The sequence below is a fragment of the Megasphaera sp. genome, from assembly GCF_047831605.1.
GTDB classification, from domain to species: domain Bacteria; phylum Bacillota; class Negativicutes; order Veillonellales; family Megasphaeraceae; genus Megasphaera; species Megasphaera intestinihominis.
This window is the reverse complement of sequence record NZ_CP181255.1, coordinates 1,106,440-1,124,949: the sequence shown is the minus strand read 5'-3', so window position 1 is coordinate 1,124,949 and position 18,510 is coordinate 1,106,440. Positions and strand designations below refer to the sequence as shown.

General features: G+C 52.5%; 18 protein-coding genes. 11 read left to right on the top strand and 7 right to left on the bottom strand.

Annotation, left to right across the window (positions count from 1 at the left end):
• From ACFWUB_RS05410 to ACFWUB_RS05400, 3 genes are all read left to right on the top strand, one after another.
• Nucleotides 1–1,443, top strand: coding sequence for a HAMP domain-containing protein (locus ACFWUB_RS05410; protein WP_416184358.1), 1,443 nt, complete (start codon nt 1–3; stop codon nt 1,441–1,443).
• On the top strand, nt 1,424–2,044 hold the full coding sequence (locus ACFWUB_RS05405; RefSeq protein ID WP_416184357.1) for a response regulator transcription factor: 621 nt from the start codon (nt 1,424–1,426) through the stop codon (nt 2,042–2,044). Before ACFWUB_RS05410 ends, ACFWUB_RS05405 begins: the two co-directional genes overlap by 20 nt.
• 206 nt (nt 2,045–2,250) lie before the next feature.
• Nucleotides 2,251–3,312: an RNA-guided endonuclease TnpB family protein gene (locus ACFWUB_RS05400; protein ID WP_416184356.1), complete on the top strand. Its 1,062-nt coding sequence runs from the start codon at nt 2,251–2,253 to the stop codon at nt 3,310–3,312.
• Nucleotides 3,313–3,448: 136 nt separating this feature from the next.
• Here the strand turns inward: ACFWUB_RS05400 and ACFWUB_RS05395 are convergent, their stop codons facing one another.
• A complete protein-coding gene (locus ACFWUB_RS05395; RefSeq protein ID WP_416184355.1) occupies nt 3,449–4,222 on the bottom strand; it encodes a hypothetical protein in 774 nt (257 codons plus the stop codon).
• 6 nt (nt 4,223–4,228) lie between these two features.
• Nucleotides 4,229–5,170 (bottom strand): LysR substrate-binding domain-containing protein, encoded by a 942-nt coding sequence (locus tag ACFWUB_RS05390; RefSeq protein WP_036201079.1) that lies wholly within the window; start codon nt 5,168–5,170, stop codon nt 4,229–4,231.
• A gap of 230 nt (nt 5,171–5,400) precedes the next feature.
• On the opposite strand from ACFWUB_RS05390, the gene ACFWUB_RS05385 reads away from it, so the two are divergent.
• The 4 genes from ACFWUB_RS05385 to nagZ all read left to right on the top strand — a co-directional run bounded on the left by ACFWUB_RS05385 (nt 5,401) and on the right by nagZ (nt 9,640).
• Complete coding sequence (locus ACFWUB_RS05385) at nt 5,401–6,576, top strand: DNA polymerase IV (RefSeq protein WP_020309615.1); 1,176 nt, start codon at nt 5,401–5,403, stop codon at nt 6,574–6,576.
• A 25-nt stretch (nt 6,577–6,601) separates the two neighbouring features.
• The gene (locus tag ACFWUB_RS05380) at nt 6,602–6,889 is read left to right on the top strand and encodes a hypothetical protein (RefSeq protein ID WP_020309616.1); all 288 of its coding nucleotides are present in this window, start codon (nt 6,602–6,604) and stop codon (nt 6,887–6,889) included.
• Between the two features lie 461 nt (nt 6,890–7,350).
• The gene (gene nagA / locus ACFWUB_RS05375) at nt 7,351–8,505 is read left to right on the top strand and encodes an N-acetylglucosamine-6-phosphate deacetylase (protein WP_020309617.1); all 1,155 of its coding nucleotides are present in this window, start codon (nt 7,351–7,353) and stop codon (nt 8,503–8,505) included.
• Nucleotides 8,492–9,640, top strand: coding sequence for a beta-N-acetylhexosaminidase (nagZ, locus tag ACFWUB_RS05370; protein WP_416184354.1), 1,149 nt, complete (start codon nt 8,492–8,494; stop codon nt 9,638–9,640). The genes nagA and nagZ overlap by 14 nt, the downstream gene beginning before the upstream one ends.
• On the opposite strand, the gene ACFWUB_RS05365 is transcribed toward nagZ, so the two are convergent.
• Nucleotides 9,637–10,524, bottom strand: coding sequence for an ROK family protein (locus ACFWUB_RS05365; RefSeq protein ID WP_416184353.1), 888 nt, complete (start codon nt 10,522–10,524; stop codon nt 9,637–9,639). The two genes, nagZ and ACFWUB_RS05365, sit on opposite strands and share 4 nt — an antisense overlap.
• A gap of 117 nt (nt 10,525–10,641) precedes the next feature.
• Between ACFWUB_RS05365 and ACFWUB_RS05360 the strand changes: the two genes are divergently transcribed.
• Nucleotides 10,642–12,486: an alkaline phosphatase gene (locus ACFWUB_RS05360; RefSeq protein ID WP_416184352.1), complete on the top strand. Its 1,845-nt coding sequence runs from the start codon at nt 10,642–10,644 to the stop codon at nt 12,484–12,486.
• 243 nt (nt 12,487–12,729) lie between these two features.
• Here the strand turns inward: ACFWUB_RS05360 and ACFWUB_RS05355 are convergent, their stop codons facing one another.
• Together ACFWUB_RS05355 and ACFWUB_RS05350 are read right to left on the bottom strand one after the other, a co-directional pair.
• Nucleotides 12,730–13,566 (bottom strand): Mrp/NBP35 family ATP-binding protein, encoded by an 837-nt coding sequence (locus ACFWUB_RS05355; protein ID WP_020724034.1) that lies wholly within the window; start codon nt 13,564–13,566, stop codon nt 12,730–12,732.
• The gene (locus ACFWUB_RS05350) at nt 13,559–13,924 is read right to left on the bottom strand and encodes a DUF134 domain-containing protein (protein ID WP_416184351.1); all 366 of its coding nucleotides are present in this window, start codon (nt 13,922–13,924) and stop codon (nt 13,559–13,561) included. Before ACFWUB_RS05350 ends, ACFWUB_RS05355 begins: the two co-directional genes overlap by 8 nt.
• A gap of 68 nt (nt 13,925–13,992) precedes the next feature.
• Between ACFWUB_RS05350 and ACFWUB_RS05345 the strand changes: the two genes are divergently transcribed.
• Nucleotides 13,993–14,550 (top strand): helix-turn-helix transcriptional regulator, encoded by a 558-nt coding sequence (locus ACFWUB_RS05345; protein ID WP_416184350.1) that lies wholly within the window; start codon nt 13,993–13,995, stop codon nt 14,548–14,550.
• A 9-nt stretch (nt 14,551–14,559) separates the two neighbouring features.
• Here the strand turns inward: ACFWUB_RS05345 and ACFWUB_RS05340 are convergent, their stop codons facing one another.
• On the bottom strand, nt 14,560–15,762 hold the full coding sequence (locus ACFWUB_RS05340) for an IS256 family transposase (RefSeq protein WP_293989774.1): 1,203 nt from the start codon (nt 15,760–15,762) through the stop codon (nt 14,560–14,562).
• Nucleotides 15,763–15,934: 172 nt separating this feature from the next.
• On the opposite strand from ACFWUB_RS05340, the gene ACFWUB_RS05335 reads away from it, so the two are divergent.
• Entirely contained in the window at nt 15,935–16,219 is a 285-nt protein-coding gene (locus ACFWUB_RS05335) for a hypothetical protein (RefSeq protein WP_416184349.1), read from the top strand.
• A gap of 87 nt (nt 16,220–16,306) precedes the next feature.
• Nucleotides 16,307–17,203 carry a glycerol dehydrogenase gene (locus tag ACFWUB_RS05330; RefSeq protein ID WP_416184348.1) on the top strand — a complete coding sequence of 299 codons (897 nt, stop codon included), beginning with the start codon at nt 16,307–16,309 and terminating at the stop codon, nt 17,201–17,203.
• Here the strand turns inward: ACFWUB_RS05330 and ACFWUB_RS05325 are convergent.
• Nucleotides 17,175–18,422 (bottom strand): IS256 family transposase, encoded by a 1,248-nt coding sequence (locus ACFWUB_RS05325; protein ID WP_020311933.1) that lies wholly within the window; start codon nt 18,420–18,422, stop codon nt 17,175–17,177. The two genes, ACFWUB_RS05330 and ACFWUB_RS05325, sit on opposite strands and share 29 nt — an antisense overlap.
• Between the last annotated feature and the right edge of the window lie 88 nt (nt 18,423–18,510).

Sequence of the window (18,510 nt, the reverse complement as noted above, 5' to 3'; positions counted from 1 at the left end):
ATGAGAAACTATACACTCTATGTAAAATTTAACGCCCTCATCGTCGGCACAATCTTTGTCTGCGGCCTGCTGGCTGCTTCCCTGTTCCTTTACTCGACGAGCACCTATATGAATTACGAACTCGATACATCCGGGCGGGAACTGGCGGCCTCAATCAGTCAGGTCATCAGTAACGATATCCTCGTCGATGACCGCTTTGCCATGACGGAACAGCTGCTCCATGCTCAGCAGACGAATGACCAGGTGCGGTATATCCTGGTGACTTATCCCGATGGCCGTATCCTGGCCAGCACGTTTACGGACGGCCTGCCAAAGGGCTTGCCGGAACGGTGCGACGTGCAGCACGACGGAGCCGATAAGACTGTGACCTTCGACAGTACGGAAGGATATATACGGGAAGTCGTCTATCCCATTGATGGCGGCCTGGTCGGCTATTTCCGCATCGGCTTGTCGGAACGGCCGATGATGCAGCTCATGTGGAAGCGCTTCGTCCAGACCATGCTGGTCATCCTGGCCATCTGTCTGGCAGCTTCCGTACTGGCTACGCGCTATGCCCGGGCTTTTTTGCGGCCTGTCCAGACCCTGGCCCAGGCCATCCGCCAAATCGGCCGCGGGAATTATAGTGTCCGCGTGCCCGTCGAGACGAAAGATGAAGTCGGGCGCCTGGCGAAAGCCTTCAATGTCATGAGCAACCGCCTGGCTGTAAAAGACCGGGAGAACTCGAAATTGCTGACCGCCCTGCGGGAAAAGGAGAAGACCCGTATCTGGCTCATCGACCAGCTCTTTTCTGCCCGTGAAGACGAACGGCGCCGCATTTCGCGGGAACTGCACGATGAGACGAGCCAGTCCATGGTATCGATGCTGGCCTATTTGCGGCTCATCATGGACCAGACAGAAGAGCCAAAGGTCCGGGAACTCGTCGCCGGTGTCCGCGATTTGACCCGCGAGACTTTGGAAGGCCTGCGCCATCTCGCCGTCAATCTCCATCCGCCCCTGCTGGATGACCTGGGCCTGGTCGTAGCCATTGAAAAGTACCTGGACACGTATCGCCAGACACAGCCGGGGCTGACCGTGATCTTCCATCATGACGGCGACATATCGCGCGTGTCCCGGCCAGTGGCCTTGTTTTGCTATCGCATGGTCCAGGAGGGGCTGACCAACATTGCCCGTCATGCCCAGGCCCATACCGTGACCATCGGGCTCCACGTCCTGCCGTCGAAGCTGACCTTGTCTGTCCGCGACGATGGCATCGGCTTCAGTGCGGACCGGGCCGAACGGGCTCGCCTGGATAACCATTTAGGACTGGTCAGTATGCGCGAGCGGACAGATGTATTGAACGGGACCTTTGCCATCGACAGCCATCCTGGTAAAGGGACGACGCTGACCATTTCTCTGCCGTTGTATTTGAGTGAGGAGGAAGAACATGAACATTCTCTTGGCTGATGACCACCGTATCTTGCGGACGGGGTTGAAACTATTGCTGGCCTCTCAGGACGACTGCCATGTCGTCGCCGAAGCCTCGAACGGACAGGAAGTCCTGGAGCGGCTGGAAGACACGCCTGTCGACGTCGTCCTGCTGGACCTTTCCATGCCGGTCATGAATGGCATCGACTGTCTGCGGGAAATCCGGCGCCGCCATTATGATGTCAAAGTCCTGGTCTTGACCATGTACAGTGAGCAGCAGTACGTCACGGAACTCATGCAGCTCGGTGCAGACGGCTATCTCTGCAAGGACACGCTCGATGCGGAACTTTTCAAAGGGTTGCGCTCTGTCGTTTCCGGACACCGCTACCTGAGTGAACGCGAAGCCCGGAGCCTCCTCGATGGCGTCCTCGATGGTGCCGGCCAGCATCCGGCCCTGTCGGCGCGGGAGCAGGAAGTCCTCGTGGCCCTGGTCCATGGCCATTCCCTGTCGGCCATTGGCGACACACTGCACCTCTCGGTCAAGACCGTGTCGACTTATAAGACGAGACTCATGCAGAAATTGAACTGCAAGACCAAAGCCGAACTCGTAGACTACGCCTTGAAACACCATTTAACCTGATTCTGCAAGAAGTCTCCCGCCTCTTTAGGCGGCGAGATGAATTGCAGGTTTTTCTGAGGGCTCGATGCCATCAGAAAAACAATGGCTTCACAAGTTGATTTGCAGTATAATCAGTGGTAAGAGTGAAAGGATTTGGAAAGTCAAGGCAGGTGATGATAGTGAATAAGGCATACCGATACAGAATATACCCGACAAGGGAACAGAAAATGATGTTTGCCAAGACCTTCGGCTGTGTCCGATTCATCTATAACAAAATGTTGAGTGACCGCCTTGCCTATTACAAGGAATCAGGCCAAAAGCTGAATAACACGCCTGCGCAGTATAAAGAACAATTCCCTTGGCTAAAGGAAGTAGATAGTTTAGCCCTTGCCAATGCCCAAATGAATCTGAATAAGGCTTACGGCCACTTTTGGAATGACAGCCAGCATTTCGGCAAGCCGCGCTTCAAGTCAAAGAAAAATTGTCGTGCTTCGTATTCTACGAACAACCAGAAAGGCTCTGTCCGAATCGAGGGCCATAAGGTGAAACTGCCGAAAGTCGGCTGGGTGAAACTATGCCAGCATCGCCCCTTGCCAGAGAACAGTATCATAAAGACCGTAACCATCAGCAAGACGCCATCAGGAAAGTACTATATCAGTATGCTGGTGGAGTATGAAAACCAAGTACTCCCTGTCATACCGAAGACCTTCCTGGGCCTGGATTTTGCGATGCACGGTTTGTATGTGGCTTCCGATGAGGCGGATGCTAAGTATCCCAGTTTCCTGCGAACGGCAGAGAAAAGATTGGCTAAGGCACAGCGAAAGCTATCCAACAAGCAAAAAGGAAGTCACAACAGAGAAAAACAAAGGCTGCGCGTAGCTATTCTCCATGAGAAAGTGGCTAATCAACGGCGGGATTTCCTGCATAAGAAGGCTCGCTATCTCACAGACCGCTATGATGTCATTGGCATTGAGGATATTAGTGTCAAAGCGATGGCCAAGCGGAAAAAGGGTGGCAAGTTCAGCTTTGGCAAATCCGTAGCCGACAATGGCTGGAATATGTTCACGAACATGCTGGAATATAAGCTGGCTTGGCAAGGCAAACAGCTTATCAAGATAGACAAGTGGTATCCAAGCAGCCAGCTGTGCCATGTTTGCGGATATCAGAACCACGAAACCAAGGATTTATCTATAAGGGAATGGAATTGCCCTAAATGTGGCAGTCACCATAACCGCGATAAGAACGCTGCCATAAATATTCGGGAAGAAGCCAGGCGAATATCTGCCTGACGTAATCCATAAAATACCGTGGGTCGCACGGGAATCTACGCCTGTGGAGAGAGTGTAAGCCGCCGCAACTCTTTGGAGTCAGTGGCGCTGTTCTCGTTGAAGCAGGAAGCTCTCGCCTCTATAGGCGGGAGTACGTTCACAATGTTTTCTCAATAATCGCGATATCTTCATCAGTGACGGTCAGGTCTGGTCCTTGGCGCAGGGCTTCGATGGCCTGGGTATCGACGACCCAGAGGGCCGGTGCCAGTTCGGCGGCGTGGTCTTTCATCCACGTTGCGATGGCCCGGGCGCCCTGGCTATAGGGCAAGGCGGCTTTGACGTAGCGGAAGTGGGAGCGGGGAACGGCTTTCATCGGCTGTTTCCATACTTCTTCGATTTCCAGGGTATAGTCACATTCGTGATAGCCGTTGGATACGGCTTCGCGGCCGATGTCTTCCGTGTTCTTCTGGCCCATGTCGAGGAGCAGGTAGTCGTAGAGCAGGACTTGTTCCCATTTTGCCTTAAAGATATCCCGTTCAGGGAGAATCTGGCACGGATCTTCGCTGTACAGGCGCAGCAGGTCCAGGACGAAGCAGAAGCGGTGGCGCTTGAAGGTGAAGTTCACGGCGTCGACATAGATTTCCCGCATGCGGATATACTGTTTCGTCTGTTTGCGGAAATCGCTGTCAAAATAGCTGATCGGCGTCTCGTGGCGGATATACTCGAACAGTTTCTCTTCCAGGGCCATCCCCTTTTTAAGGGCTGCCCGGCGGTCGGCCGGGGCTGCCAGGGGATTGCGGAAGGTACGGTTCAGCCGGTCCAGATAGTTCAGGCAGGCCGTTTCCAGGGCCAGGGCGCTGAAAGGGCCGTTATCATGCTGATGTGAAAAAATTTCGTCTTTTTCTGCTGCCGATAGCAATGATGTGGACATCGTGATCTACTCCTCTGAAAGGTAAGGATGTTCGGCTGCGGCACTCTGGATGGCCGCGTTGGCATCCTTGAAATAATCTTTAAACGACTGTACCCATGTCCGGGATGGGTGCGATAAATAGCCCTTGCTTTTCCAGATCAGGGCCAGGGTCCAATAGAGATGGGGCTGGACGAGGGGGACGGAGACGGCAAGGTCCGGTGAAATCCGCTGACAGATCGTGTGCGGCATTAGGGAAATCCCCAGGCGGCCGGCAACCATCTGGGCCAGGAAGTCCCAGTTGCTGGAACGGCAGACGATCTTCGGATGGGCCATGATTTCCTGGAAAGCCGAACGCAGGTAGGGATTCAGGGAGAATCCGCTTGGGTAGAAGACGAACGTTTCGTCTTTGATATCCGACAAGGTCAGCGATGGCTGGGAGGCCAGGGGGTGATCCGGCCAGAGAACGACGTCGAGAGGTTCTTCGTGGAAGATGAAAAATTCATAAGGAATTTCTGTCGTAATCGGCAGGGCGACGAACCCGACCTGGATGAGGCCGTCATCAATGGCGAATACGACGTCTTGGGAACCGACTTCCTTCATTTCCAGTTCGATTTTGGGATATTTGTTGATGAAATGGGCGATGAACGGCGCGATGACGGAAGAGCCGATCATAGGCGGTACGCCGACGGACAATTTACCGGCATTGAGCAGCTGTGGCGACTCCATTTCTTCATTCAGCTGGGTGAATCCCTTGATGAGTTCTTCGATTTTAGGAAGCAAATAGGAACCCGTTTCCGTAAGCTCTACATTTTTCCCCTTGCGGTCGAAGAGCTGGACACCCCAGTGTTCTTCCAGGGCTTTGATCCCTTTGCTGATCGACGGCTGGCTGATGTGCAGCGATTTTGAAGCTTTGGTAAAGCTTTTTTTGTGAGCGACTTCGATGAAGTATGTCAGTTGGAATAAATCCATGATATAATGTTTCACCTCTCTTTAGTATTCTTATAGTTTACCATATTACGGAATGAAAATCCAATGATGTATACTTCTTTATAAATGGCGGTACTAAGCTGTTTTAAAGCAATCTGTGTTTCTGTAGACTGTCTAATTGTTAACAATAATTTGTACGAATTAATGCGCCCCTCTATATTTAGGGCGGCCAATCGTTGTATAATATAAAGTAGAATGGAGGAGGGATGGTTATGGCACGGCGATGGATCATGCATGTCGATATGGATGCGTTTTATGCTTCTGTAGAACAACGGGATAATCCGGCCCTGAAGGGCCTGCCGGTCATCGTCGGCGGCCTGATGGAGCGGGGCGTCGTCGCGACGGCGTCTTATGAAGCCAGGGCTTATGGCGTCCATTCGGCCATGAGCATGAAACTGGCCCGCAGGCTCTGTCCGAATGGCGTCTTCCTGCCTGTGCGCATGTCCCATTACCGGCGTATTTCCCATCAGATACGCCTGATCCTGTCCCATTACTCGCCCTTCATCGAACCGCTGGCCCTGGATGAGGCCTTCCTCGACGTCTCCGGCATGGAGCGCCATTATCCGGATATCGTCGACATGGGTAAAGCCGTAAAGGAAGAAATACGGCGGACGACGGGCCTCGTCGCATCGGCTGGGATAGCACCGAATAAGTTCCTGGCCAAACTGGCATCGGACCTTCGCAAACCGGATGGCCTGGTCTGGATTCCCTATGGGACTGAGCGGCAGATATTGGCACCCTTGCCGCTGAGCCGCCTGTGGGGCGTCGGCAAGGTGACCGAAGAGGCCCTGCAAAAAGCGGGCTATCATACTATCGGCGACATCGCCGCGGCCAGTCCCGAAACGCTCCAGCCCATCGTAGGCAATCAGGCCCAGCGGATTTACCGCTTGTCCCTGGGCCAGGATAACCGGCCGCTGGAAGTACGGCGGCGGCCCCAGTCTGTCGGCAATGAGCATACGTACAGCCATGACCTGACGCGCGACGCCGAAGTGGATGAACAGTTCCGCCTCCTGGCCAACGAAGTGTCGTGGCGGCTGCGGCAGAACCGGCTCATGGGACGGATCATCACCATCAAGATACGCTATACCTCTTTCAAGACCATTACCCGCTCTTTGACGCTGCACAGCATAGGGACCTGTTCGGAAGAACAGTTATATTTTTCGGCAAAAAAATTGTATAATAAGAGCAGAGGTCATGAGCCCATCCGCCTCCTGGGCCTGACGGTCAGCCAGCTCCAGGCCTATCAGGTGCAGGGCGACTTGTTCTCGGAAGATGAAGAGACGAAGGCGAAAGTGACGGAAGCCATCGACAAGCTGCAGAAACGCTTTGGCCGCACGGCCATCATGAAAGGATTTCTTTGGGAAATGTCCCATGAAAAAGATACATAAGAACGATAAAGAAGGAGTTTTTGTTATGGCAATTTTTAAAGTAGCTGCCCACACGGGTGATAACAACAACGGGTACATCGAATACGATACAGAGACGAAAGAACTCGGCGTCCACTTGAACGACGACGTCATGAATGAACGGGCCCGCCAGTATTTGACGACAGAAAAAGTCTTGCACCAGTATACGGATTTAGCGCAGTATAAGACCATCAGCACCGTCCCGACATCGAGCCTGGAAATGCTGAAACTGGCCTTGTGCTATATCTGGCGGGCTACGGGCATCCACATTGACTGGAGCCGCCCTGTCGATTAAGGGATAAGACTCCACCATAATCTATGAACAATTTATCCACATTTCATGTGCACAAGGGTGACAGAAATGTGGATATTTTTTTTGTGAAGCGCACGGTTATGCTGATTTTTTCAGGTGCATACTTTTTGGGGATTCGCAGGGGAAATGTGGATAACTTTCGTGGATAAATGTGTACCTCCGGTGAAAACGGCCTGAAAACGGGATGATTACGCGATTTATAATGGACGAACAAATGGCGCAGATAATGTGCATAATTCCTGAGAAAATGTGGATAAATGTTCTCGGCAAGTTATGCACAATATGTGGATACATTGTGAAAAGGTATACACAGGTGGACAAAGCATAAAATAGCCATTCTGACAGTGTGTACACAACTTATCCACTTCATTTATCCACAATTTCCACAGCCTTGCCGTTTGTGGTATACTGGAGGCAATGAACACAATTAGGAGGAAATCAACATGAAAGCTATCATCGACGGACTCATTGTCCTGCCGAACGAAATCATTAACGGTCACGTCATTATGTATGAAAAGGATATCTGGCGCATCGTACCGCGCAAGCAGTTCCGGGCCGGCATGTGCTCGGAATTCATTGATGCCAATGGCGGCTTCGTCGTACCGGGATTCATCAATGAACACATCCACGGCTGTGCCGGTGCCGACACTATGGATGACGATGACCAGGCCCTGAAGACCATGCAGCAGGCCCTGCCGGCGACGGGCGTTACGTCCTTCGTACCGACGACGATGACTATGGAACAGGGACGCATCGAGAAAGCCCTCAGCCGGATCCGTCAGGCCCGGGACGACTATCAGGGCGGCGCCCAGGTATTGGGCGCTCATATGGAAGGGCCTTTCATCAGCCCGGCCTACAAAGGCTCCCAGGCGGAAGAAAATATCCAGACTGCCGATTTTTCCTGGCTCGAACCATATGCCGACGTCATCAAGATCATCACCTTGGCACCGGAAACATTGAAGAACAAGAAATTCCTGAAGGACTGCCAGGACCACGGTATTATCGTGTCCATCGGGCACACGGCGGCCGATTTCGACCAGGCCATGGACTGCATGGACGCCCTCGGCAGTTGCCATGTTACGCATTTATATAATGCTATGACGCCGTTCCACCATCGCAGACCCGGTGTCGTCGGCGCAGCCCTGCTCCATAAGGGCGCCTGCTGTGAATTGATTTGCGACGATTTGCACGTCCATCCGGCAGCGCAGAAACTGGCCTATCAGATGAAAGGCCGCGACGGCCTCATCCTGGTCACCGACTCGTTGCGGGCCTGCCTGCAGGGCGATGGCGAATCCAGCTTGGGTGGCCAGAAAGTCTTCGTCAAGAATGGTGAAGCCCGCCTGGCTGACGGGACCCTGGCTGCCAGTATTGCCCCCATGAACGAAGTGGTCCTCCATTTCCTCATTAATTCCGGCGCCTCCATTCCCGATGTCGTCGCCATGGCTACGGTCAACCCGGCCAAAGCCCTCGGTGTCTACGACCGCATCGGTTCCCTGGAAGAAGGGAAGCAGGCGGATATTACCATCCTGGACAGCAACGATTTCCATGTAAAACAGACGGTCATCGCCGGGGAGCTGGCATATAATGAAGAAGCCTAATACGAAGAGCGGCATTTTCCTGGCCCTGGCTATCCTGGTGCTCGTGGCCATTGGCGCCTGGTTCTTCTGGGACCGTTCGCCGTCGCCAGCGGGCCCGGCAGGGCCATCTAAAGGCGCTGTACAGGAAGACGAAGCATCACGGCTCGTCGCCAAGATGTCACCGGAAGTAAAGATCGGGCAGCTCATGATGATCGGCCTGGCCGGGACGACCATCGACGACCAGGGCCAGCGCCAGCTGGAATACTGCCATGCCGGGAATGTTATCTTATTCGACCGCAATATGGATACACCCGAACAGGTCCAGCATTTGACAAAAAAAATAGACACGACGATCCGCAAGAAGAGCGGCGTCATGCCTTTCATTGCCCTCGATCAGGAAGGGGGCCAAGTCCTGCGCATGCGCAAGGCCTTCCCGCCCGTACCGTCTGAACAGTCCATCGGCCAGAGCGGCCAGTCGGCCCAGGCGAAACAGTGGGCCGTCACGACGGGCGATGCCCTGAAAAAGCTGGGCATCAACGTCAACTTTGCGCCTGTCGTCGACCTAGGTTCTCAGGCTGAACGGTCGTACAGCCTCGACCCTGGCGTCGTGACCCAATTCGCCCATGAAGCCATTGCCGGCTACGAACAGACGGGAATCTGGTGTTCCCTCAAGCATTTCCCGGGCATCGGCAAAGTCAAGACGGATCCCCATATCGACGGCGACAGCGTCAACAGTTCCAAGGATGACTTGATGAAGCAGGATTTGAAGCCTTTTGAAAACCTCATCAAGAGCGAAGACAATCAGAAAATGTTCATCATGGTCTCGAACGTCACCTTCCCGGCGCTGGACCCCAATCTTCCGGCCTGTGTCTCCAAACCGATCATGACCGATTTATTGCGCAACACTTTCGGCTACCAGGGACTCATCGTTTCCGACGATATGGAAATGGGCGCCATGGCCAAGCACTATGCCTTTGCCGACATGGGCGTCATGGCCATCAAGGCCGGTGCCGATATGGTCCTGGTCTGCCATGAATATGCCCACGAACGGGAAACGTATGACGGCCTCTTGAAGGAATATAAGAGCAACGCGGAATTCCGGGCCTTAGTCGATGAAAAAGTAACCCGCATCGTCCGCACGAAACTGAATCATTAATAGCTGCCTTTTCGATGCAGCAATAGATACAACGCGCCCAGCATACCGGCGTCGTTCTGCCGTTTGGCGAAGGCCAGTCCCTTAGGCGGCAGCATCATGGCCGGCAATCGCGCCGCCAGGGCTGTTTCCAGCTTCGGCCTCAGGATATCCTCTTGGGCCATGATGCCGCCGCCGAGGACGATGCCGTCGGGATTGCACAGGCAGGCGATATTGGCCAGGCCATCGGCCAGATTCTGGCAGAATGTATCGAGGACAGCTGCTGCCGTGGCATCTCCCTGACGGACCCAGGCAAAGCAAGTACGGCCGTCGACCTTTTCCGGGTCGGCGGCTTTTTTGCATGCCATTTCCCGGCAGAGGTATGTCGCCGAAGCGACGTCGTGGAGGCGGCCGGCAGGGACGCGCATATAGGCGATTTCCCCGGCAGACCGGCAGGCTCCGTGAAGGATATGGCCCTTTTCGATGAAGGCCCCGCCGATACTGGTGCCGACGGTCACGGTGAAGAGGGAGTCCATGTCCCGGCCGGCGCCGAGCCACCATTCTCCCAGGGCGGCGCAGTTCGTGTCGTTTTCGACGATACAGGGGAGCTGGAATTCATTTTCCAAGAGCGATTTCCAGGCCGTCCCCGTATAGTCCGGGATGGACAGGGCGTAGTCGACGGCCCCTCTTTCCGTGTCGATGATGCCGGCTGTCGAGATGCCGATGCCCGCTAAGGGATGGTCGGCCAGCTGGCGCTGGATGAGCGAGCGGACTTTGTGGACAATGCCCGGACCGCCGCCCGTCGCCGCTTCTGTCGGCAGGCTGCCTTTCTTATGGAACCGGCCCGTTTCGTCGATGAGGCCGAATTTGATGGCTGTACCACCGATATCTATGCAGCTGTAAATCATGAGTATACACTCCTTCCTGAGATTATACATAAATTATACATAGATTTGACCTTTTCTATGTATAGGGACTTTATACTTATCGTGTCGAATATGTTACAAAATTCAGGAGGTCACGATATGAAACGACAATGGTTAAAACGAGCAATTCTTTCCATGGTAGCCTGCGGCTCATTAGCAGGATTCATTCCCGGAGTACAGGCGGCAGATGTCCGCATCCTTCCCGTCGATAATGCGAAATTCCTGGCTGGTGCCAAATTCGATTTCGACATCGAAGTATCGAAAGCAAAGAATCTGAAGAATGTCGACATTACGGTCAATGGACAGAAGGCTGATAAATTCTTTGGTCAGAAATTAGATGCTAAAGATTTAGGCAACGGCGTCATTTCATATCGTGCCAATCAGGTCAATTTCCCCAAAGCCGGTGCCTATACGGTAAAAGCGACGGCTACCGATGCCGATGGCGCTAATTCGGCCGATGCCCGCTATACCGTCGTTCAGGACAAAGCTCAGCGCCAGGCCAAGAACGTCATCCTCTTCGTCGGCGACGGCATGTCCCTGCAGGCCCGCGAAATGGCCCGTATTATTTCCAAAGGCATGACTAACGGCAAGTACAATGACTTACTGGCCATGGAAAAAATGCCCCATAACTGCCTGATTACGACCAGCGGTTACGATTCCCTGACGACAGACAGTGCCAACTCGGCGTCTACCTATGCAACAGGTCATAAATCCGTCGTCAACGCCTTGGGCGTCTATGAAGACTCCACGAAAGACCCCTTCGATGATCCGCGCGTCGAAAATATTTCGGAAATCGTAAAACGCAGCCGCGGCATGTCCGTCGGCATCATCACCCAGGCTGAATCGACAGACGCCACGCCAGCAGCTATGGTCGGTCATACGCGCCGCCGTGCCACCCAGGATTACCTCGCTTCGGAATACCTCGAAGATTATCATCGCCCGGACGTCATCATGGGCGGCGGTTCGCGCCGTTACATCCCGCAGTCCGAACAGGGCTCGAAACGCCATGACAACCAGAACGTCATCCAGGAATTCAAGGATAAAGGCTACACCTTTGTCAGCAATTCTAAGGAAATGATGGCCGCTCCGGATAATAAACCGCTCCTGGGCCTGTTCCATCCGAGCACGATGAATGTCTGTGTCGACCGTGAAATGCTCAAGAACCCGGAAGTCCTCGGCAAATATACGGACCAGCCGAACCTCATTAACATGACCAAGAAATCCCTGGATATCCTCAGCAAGAACCCGAAAGGCTTCTTTGCCATGATTGAAGGCGCTTCCATCGACAAACAGCTCCACGCCATGGATTGGCAGCGCGCAACGTATGATACCATCGAATTCGACAAGGCCATCGAATACGCCCAGAAATGGAATAAAGAACACGGAGACAACACGCTGATCATCGTCGTCGCCGACCATGCTCACGGCGCTTCCATTACCGGGACCTACCATGAACGGGATGGCAAGAAGGGCCTGGCAGCTGTCCGCACTTATGCCGACTCCATCTTCCCGACCTTCAAAGATGCCAACCACGATGGCTTCCCGGATAATCCGGATCCCGATGTCACCCTGGCCATCCAGTATGCCAACCATCCGGAATATTACGAAAACTTCCACTTCCAGCAGAAACCGACGCTGCCGACTGTTTCTCAGACCGTTACCAAACAGGAAGCTCAGCAGGCTGGCGATAAGACCGAATACCATCAGGTATCGACAGTCGTCGAAAAAGCCAATCCGTCCCGCCATCACGACGGCGATCCCTGGGAACTCGTACCGGCCAACATTCCCGATACCATCGGTGACGAATGCCATGCTGCCGACGACGTACCGCTCAACGCTGAAGGTCCTGGCTCGGAATACTTCCAGGGCGTCATGGACAACACCGAAGTATTCTTTGGCATCATGAGAGCCCTCGGCATCGATGCTACGAAAAATGTGAAATAATTAGTGGCTCGTGGCCCGCAGTGGCTCTCTTCATAGGAGAGCTGTCAGCGAAGCTGACTGAAAGGTTGCTCTTTTATAGTTTGTAATTCGGAGTATGTAGGGGGCGCCACGTGGGCGACCCGTTAGGGATTTGGATGATTCTTCTAGCAAACAGGGCAGGAAATCGTACATATCCCAGAGCGGGCGCCCCACGTGGCGCCCCTACAAGAAAAGGCGCTGTCTTCGTGCGACAGCGCCTTTTTATTATTTCCCTAACACGCCTTCCAGGAAGGAAGCGGTATCTGCCATATAGCTGGCTTCATAGCCTTCGATATCGCCTTTATCGCAGTGGGCTGCGAATTCCGGGTCGATCGGCAGTTTTGCCGTATGGGGGATATCATATTTCTGTGCCGATTCTTCGACGTGGCTCTTGCCGAAGATGGACAGTTTTTCATGACAATGAGGACATTCAAAATAGCTCATGTTTTCGATGAGGCCCAGGACTGGGACGTGCATCATTTCCGACATGTTCAGTGCTTTTTCGACGATCATGGAAACGAGTTCCTGCGGCGATGTGACGACCAGGATGCCGTCCATTGGCAGGGACTGGAAGACCGTCAGCGGGACGTCGCCCGTTCCCGGCGGCATGTCGACGAACATGTAGTCGATATCGCCCCAGATGACATCGGTCCAGAACTGCTTTACCGCACCGGAAATGACCGGACCGCGCCATACGACAGGAGCCGCTGCGTCTTCGAGCAGGAGGTTCATGGACATGACCTTGATGCCCGTCTTGGTCGTTACCGGATAGATACCGTTTTCATCGCCCGTAGCGTGGTCGGTCAGGCCGAAGACTTTCGGAATCGACGGGCCCGTGATATCGGCGTCGAGGATAGCCGTCTTGAAGCCGCGGCGCTGCATTTCAACGGCCATAAGGGACGTTACCAGGGATTTACCGACGCCGCCTTTGCCGCTGACGACAGCGATGACATGCTTGATGTGCGAGCCGGCATGAGGGGCGGCCTGCAGGCTCTGGGGCTGTGTGCGTTCAGCGCAGGAGCTGCCGCAGCTGGAACAGTCGTGTGTACAATTTTCACTCATTGGGATCATTCTCCTTTGTATTCTTTTTTCCGGCGCGGCAGCAGGTATGACAACACGTGCCGGAACGTTCACAAACTTGGATATGGCCGCCTTCGATGACGAGGCGTTTGCCATGGATGAGGGCGTCGGCCAACTTGTGTCGGGCCGAATCATAAATGCCGGTTACCGTCGTGCGCGCCACATTGATCTGAGCGGCACACTGTTCCTGCGTCAGGCCGACCCAGTCGATGAGGCGGATGACTTCATACTCATCAATGCCCATGATAATGGCATCTGTTGATTGTCCTCCGTCTACAGGTCCAAAGACAGAAGCCGCCGGCAATGAACAAACCCGCCGGCACCGCGGTGGTCTCGGCATAATACCCCCTCCTTTACGCCTTTTATTATAGATTTATAGATGACATATGTCAACATTGTAAGGGGGCTATGACGCATTTTCGGATTTTGGGAGCTGCCCTGGGGAAGGATTGTGAAGTCGTCCTTCATGATCTGCGTTATCCCGATGAATCGGTCATCGCCATTGCCAATGGCGACATCAGCAGCCGGAAAGTGGGGGCGCCGGCGACGGATTTTATTTTGAAACTCATGCAGGTCGGTAAGAAAAGGGACCAGGAATATATGACCAATTACTACGGGAAGAGCGTCAACGGCCATACCCTGCGGTCTTCGACTTTTTTTATCCATGATGAGGAGGATAATATTATCGGGGCCCTCTGTCTGAATTACGATGTCCAGCGCTATCTGGACGTGCGGAAACAACTGGATGCCTTCATCTTGATGGACCCGGGGAAGCATATCGACGGCATGCCTCAGGATAACGCTAAGAAGGAAGATGACCATTTCCTGAGCGTCGAAATCTCAGAAAGCATGTATCCGACCGTAGACGATGCCATCCAGCATCTCATCCAGCGGACCCTGGCCCCTTACGGGACCGAGGCCGGTAGTGTCAAGATTCTTTCGCAAATTCATTTCATCCGCCAGTAAATATCGTAATCAGATATATGGATTTTCCTCGTCATTTGGCTGCTCAATTTCCATCTTGAATAGATGCTCCATATCCATATAGCGTTTTGAGCCCCATTCCGAGGCGGCAACATGACGAAGTCTGGCACAGACGAGCATCAAAGCACTGTTGCCGTCAGGAAAGGCACCAATGGCCCGTGTACGGCGGCGTATCTCGCGATTCACCCGTTCTGTTAGGTTATTCGTGCGGATCCGGCTCCAGTGTTCTGTTGGGAAATCCATATAGGTCAAGGTTTCGCCCACGCTGTCCTCGACTTTCTTGGCTGCGGATAAAAGCTTCATTTCACGGAGCTTGGCGGCAATGGAGACCGCCTTTTCCTGTGCAGCTTCCTTGCTCTCCTGCGCGTGGATTGCCTTGAGCATTAAGGTAACCTGCTTCATCTTAGTCTTTGGCGTCACTGTGAAGACGTTCCGGTAAAAATGGACCGTGCAGCGTTGGTATTTGGCTTCAGGAAAGACTACAGGGATGCTTTCCAGCATGCCAAGGCATTTATCGCCGATAATGAGACGCACGCCTGCAAGGCCACGGCCTTTGAGCCAGGTGAAGAAGTTCAACCAGCTTTCCCTGTCTTCTTTCATGCCTTCTGCTGCTCCGAGAATCTCACGGAACCCGTCTTTATTGACGCCAATAGCGACTAAAACGGAGACATTTTGAATCTCGCCACCCCAGCAGCGCTTGAGGTAAATGCCGTCGACGTAAACATACGGATATTCCCCCGTTAAAGGACGCTGACGCCATTCCTCGATGTGCTTGTATGCCTTCTGGTTGAGATTGCTGATGGTGCCAGAGGAGACCTTTGTGCCCCAAAGCAATTCGGTAATATCTTCGACACGGCGCACGGATACGCCGGCCAGGTACATCTCAATAAGGGCTTCCTCGACAGAGCATTCACGGCGTTTATAGCGCTCGATGATGGCCGTCTCAAACTGGATGCCCTTGAGCTTCGGCACGCGTAATCTGACTTCGCCGGAAGTCGTGCCAAAATTCCGCTCGTAATGACCGGAACGGTAGCCCTTACGGTCTCCCGTTCGCTCATACTTGCCAGCGCGGACGAGTTCATCCGCCTCGTGGTCGAGCAGGGCGTTCAGTGTTTCCTCTACACTGTTGCGTACAAGATCCTTTAAATTATTCTTTATAAGATCCTCATTAAGTTGTATAATATTACCAGACATGGTCTATTGCCTCCTTACGAATTTTGTGTGGTAACTTAATTGTACTAGCGGCAATAGACTATGTCTATTTTTTATGAAATTGAATTTGCGAAATATATTTTACCTTATCTACTTATCATGCATGTTGCTTCTATTAGCTTCTCAGAAAAAATTAATTTCTCGGAAAACGGGCATGAATGAAGAAGAACTTCTAAGTCGTTGGTGTACTATTTTTAAATATGATGACCAAGATAAAATTTATTTTAATGATCTTTTACGGATTGTCCGCAAAGGCGAAGAAGGTGTGATGGAAATTTTTGAAGACCTCAACAGTATTTGTCATGATAATCTGAATGGTGGAAAAGAATCTAATATTCCTTGTACGGATGAAAATCGTGATTTACTCGTTTATCGGGTCGGAGAAGATGTCTACACACTGGTTTGCCGTCTTCAGGAAATGCCTGATTTCTCTTCATAATTGGTATGTGTTGCGTAGAACCTCTCCTGGTAAGGGTAGCTTAGTACCCCGGCTGGGAGAGGTTTTTTAGAAAGGTGGTATTGAGTCATGACGATTGGAATTAAAGCACCGGGATATTATGTGCAAGGCAATGGAGAGCTAGATAAATTAGGGAAATATGTTAAGAAAATGGGCAATAGCTTCTTGGTCTTACTATCGCCTAATAATAAGCGAAGAATCGGTGACCGCATTGATAACGCTTTGAATAGTGCGAATAAATCTGTATTTTATGCTGAATTTCAAGGGGAATGTTCTAAAAAGGCCATTGCCGATGCACAGGATATGGCCTACCAGCATGGCTGTGATGCTATTATTGGCATTGGCGGAGGCAAGGCACTGGATACGGCTAAAGCCGTGGCCACTAATTTAGGCGATTTACCGACAATTATTATTCCTACCATTGCTTCCAATGATGCACCGTGTAGCAGTGTGGCTGTTATTTACAATGAACAAGGTGTCGTTATCAAGGCTTTAATGATGAAACACAATCCGGATCTCGTTTTAGTCGACACTGGGATTATCGCTCAAGCGCCTAAACAATATTTAGTTTCTGGTATGGGGGATGCCTTATCTACCTATTTTGAAGCACGCGCCTGTCAGCGAAGTGGTGCAAAGACGATGGCTCGGGGGACTTGTTCGGCAACGGCACTGGCTTTGGCTGAATTATGTTATAAAACTTTATTAAATGATTCACTGGAAGCACTTAGTGCTGTTGAAAAACAGGAGGTAAACCCTACTTTAGAACGAGTCATTGAGGCCTGCGTCTATCTCAGCGGTGTCGGATTTGAGTCGGGAGGCCTTGCGGCAGCACATGCTATCAATGATGGATTTGCTCATGTTCCACAGGCCCATGGAGCTTCTCATGGTGAAAAAGTTGCTTTTGGATGGGTGTGTCAAGAGTTTTGTGTAAATCGATTCAATAAGCAACATCGTATTGCTGCATAAGCTGAGACATCCTGTCGTCCATGAGCAGCTGGTTCCGGACCATCGCCCAGTTTGCGACGTGACGACCCTTCCATTTTTTATAGAGCTCTTGGATGCGTAGGTAGAAAATCTTGAAGACTGCATCCTCGTTGGGGAAAGCGCCTTTCTTGGTCACCTTGCGGAAGCTAGAGTTGACGCTCTCGATGGCATTGGTCGTGTACATGATCTTGCGCACGGCACTGCCATAGTTATAGAGCTGCTCGACGTGTGAGAAATTGTTTTCCCATACGCTGACCGCGCCTGGATAAGCCTGCCAGTCGGTCTTGAACTTCTCGAATTCCTGACGGGCCTGCTTGACGTTGATGGCACCATAGATGAGCTTCAGCTGCTTCGTGAATGCACTCCACTGCTTGCGTGGGATGTAGCGGATGGAATTGCGGATGAGGTGTACGATGCAGCGCTGAACCGTGGCATGCGGGAATACAGCCTTGGCGCCTTCCTCCAATCCGCTCACGCCATCCATGGACAGGATGCCAAGATCCTTAACGCCGCGAGCCCGCAGCTCGTCGAAGATCTGCATCCAGGCATGCTTGCTCTCCGTCTCGTTGATCCAGAGGCCAAGGACATCCTTGCAGCCGTTGACGTCATAGGCAAGCATGACATAGACGGCCACCTGCTGGACGCCATACTCCGTGCGCAGCGATACGTAGATGCAGTCGACGAAAGCAAATGGATAGAACGACTGGAGCGGACGATTCCGCCATGCCTCGACCTCTTCCATGACGCAGCCTGTGATGGTGGAGATCTGTTCATGTGACATCTGGAAGCCGTAGATGTCTTCGATGGTTGCAGCGATGTCGCGTTGGCTCATGCCACGGGCATACATCGCCAGTACCTTGCCCTCGATGGACGAAACGTCGCGCTGGTGCTTCTTGATGATCTGCGGTTCAAACGTACTCTGGCGATCCCTAGGGACGCGGATAGGAACCTCGCCCAGAGAGGTCTTGAGCGTCTTGGATGAATAGCCGTTCCGGACATTGTCACCGTCTTCGGAGCGCTCATGCTTCTTATGGCCGAGATGATTTTCCATCTCACCTTTGAGCATGGACTCAAAAATGGGGCCAAAAATCTGCTTCAGGACGTCCTGTACGTCTTCCGCGCTCTTGATGTCGTAGTTGTTGAGGATTTGCTGAGCAATCTGCTCGCCTGGGGTAGTTGGTGGAGTTTTACACTTTGCCATTCTGTTACCGTCCTTATCTTTGTTTACCCCAGTATGGGGCATAAAGTAGATTCATGCAATACCGATTTACACAAACTATTTTACACTC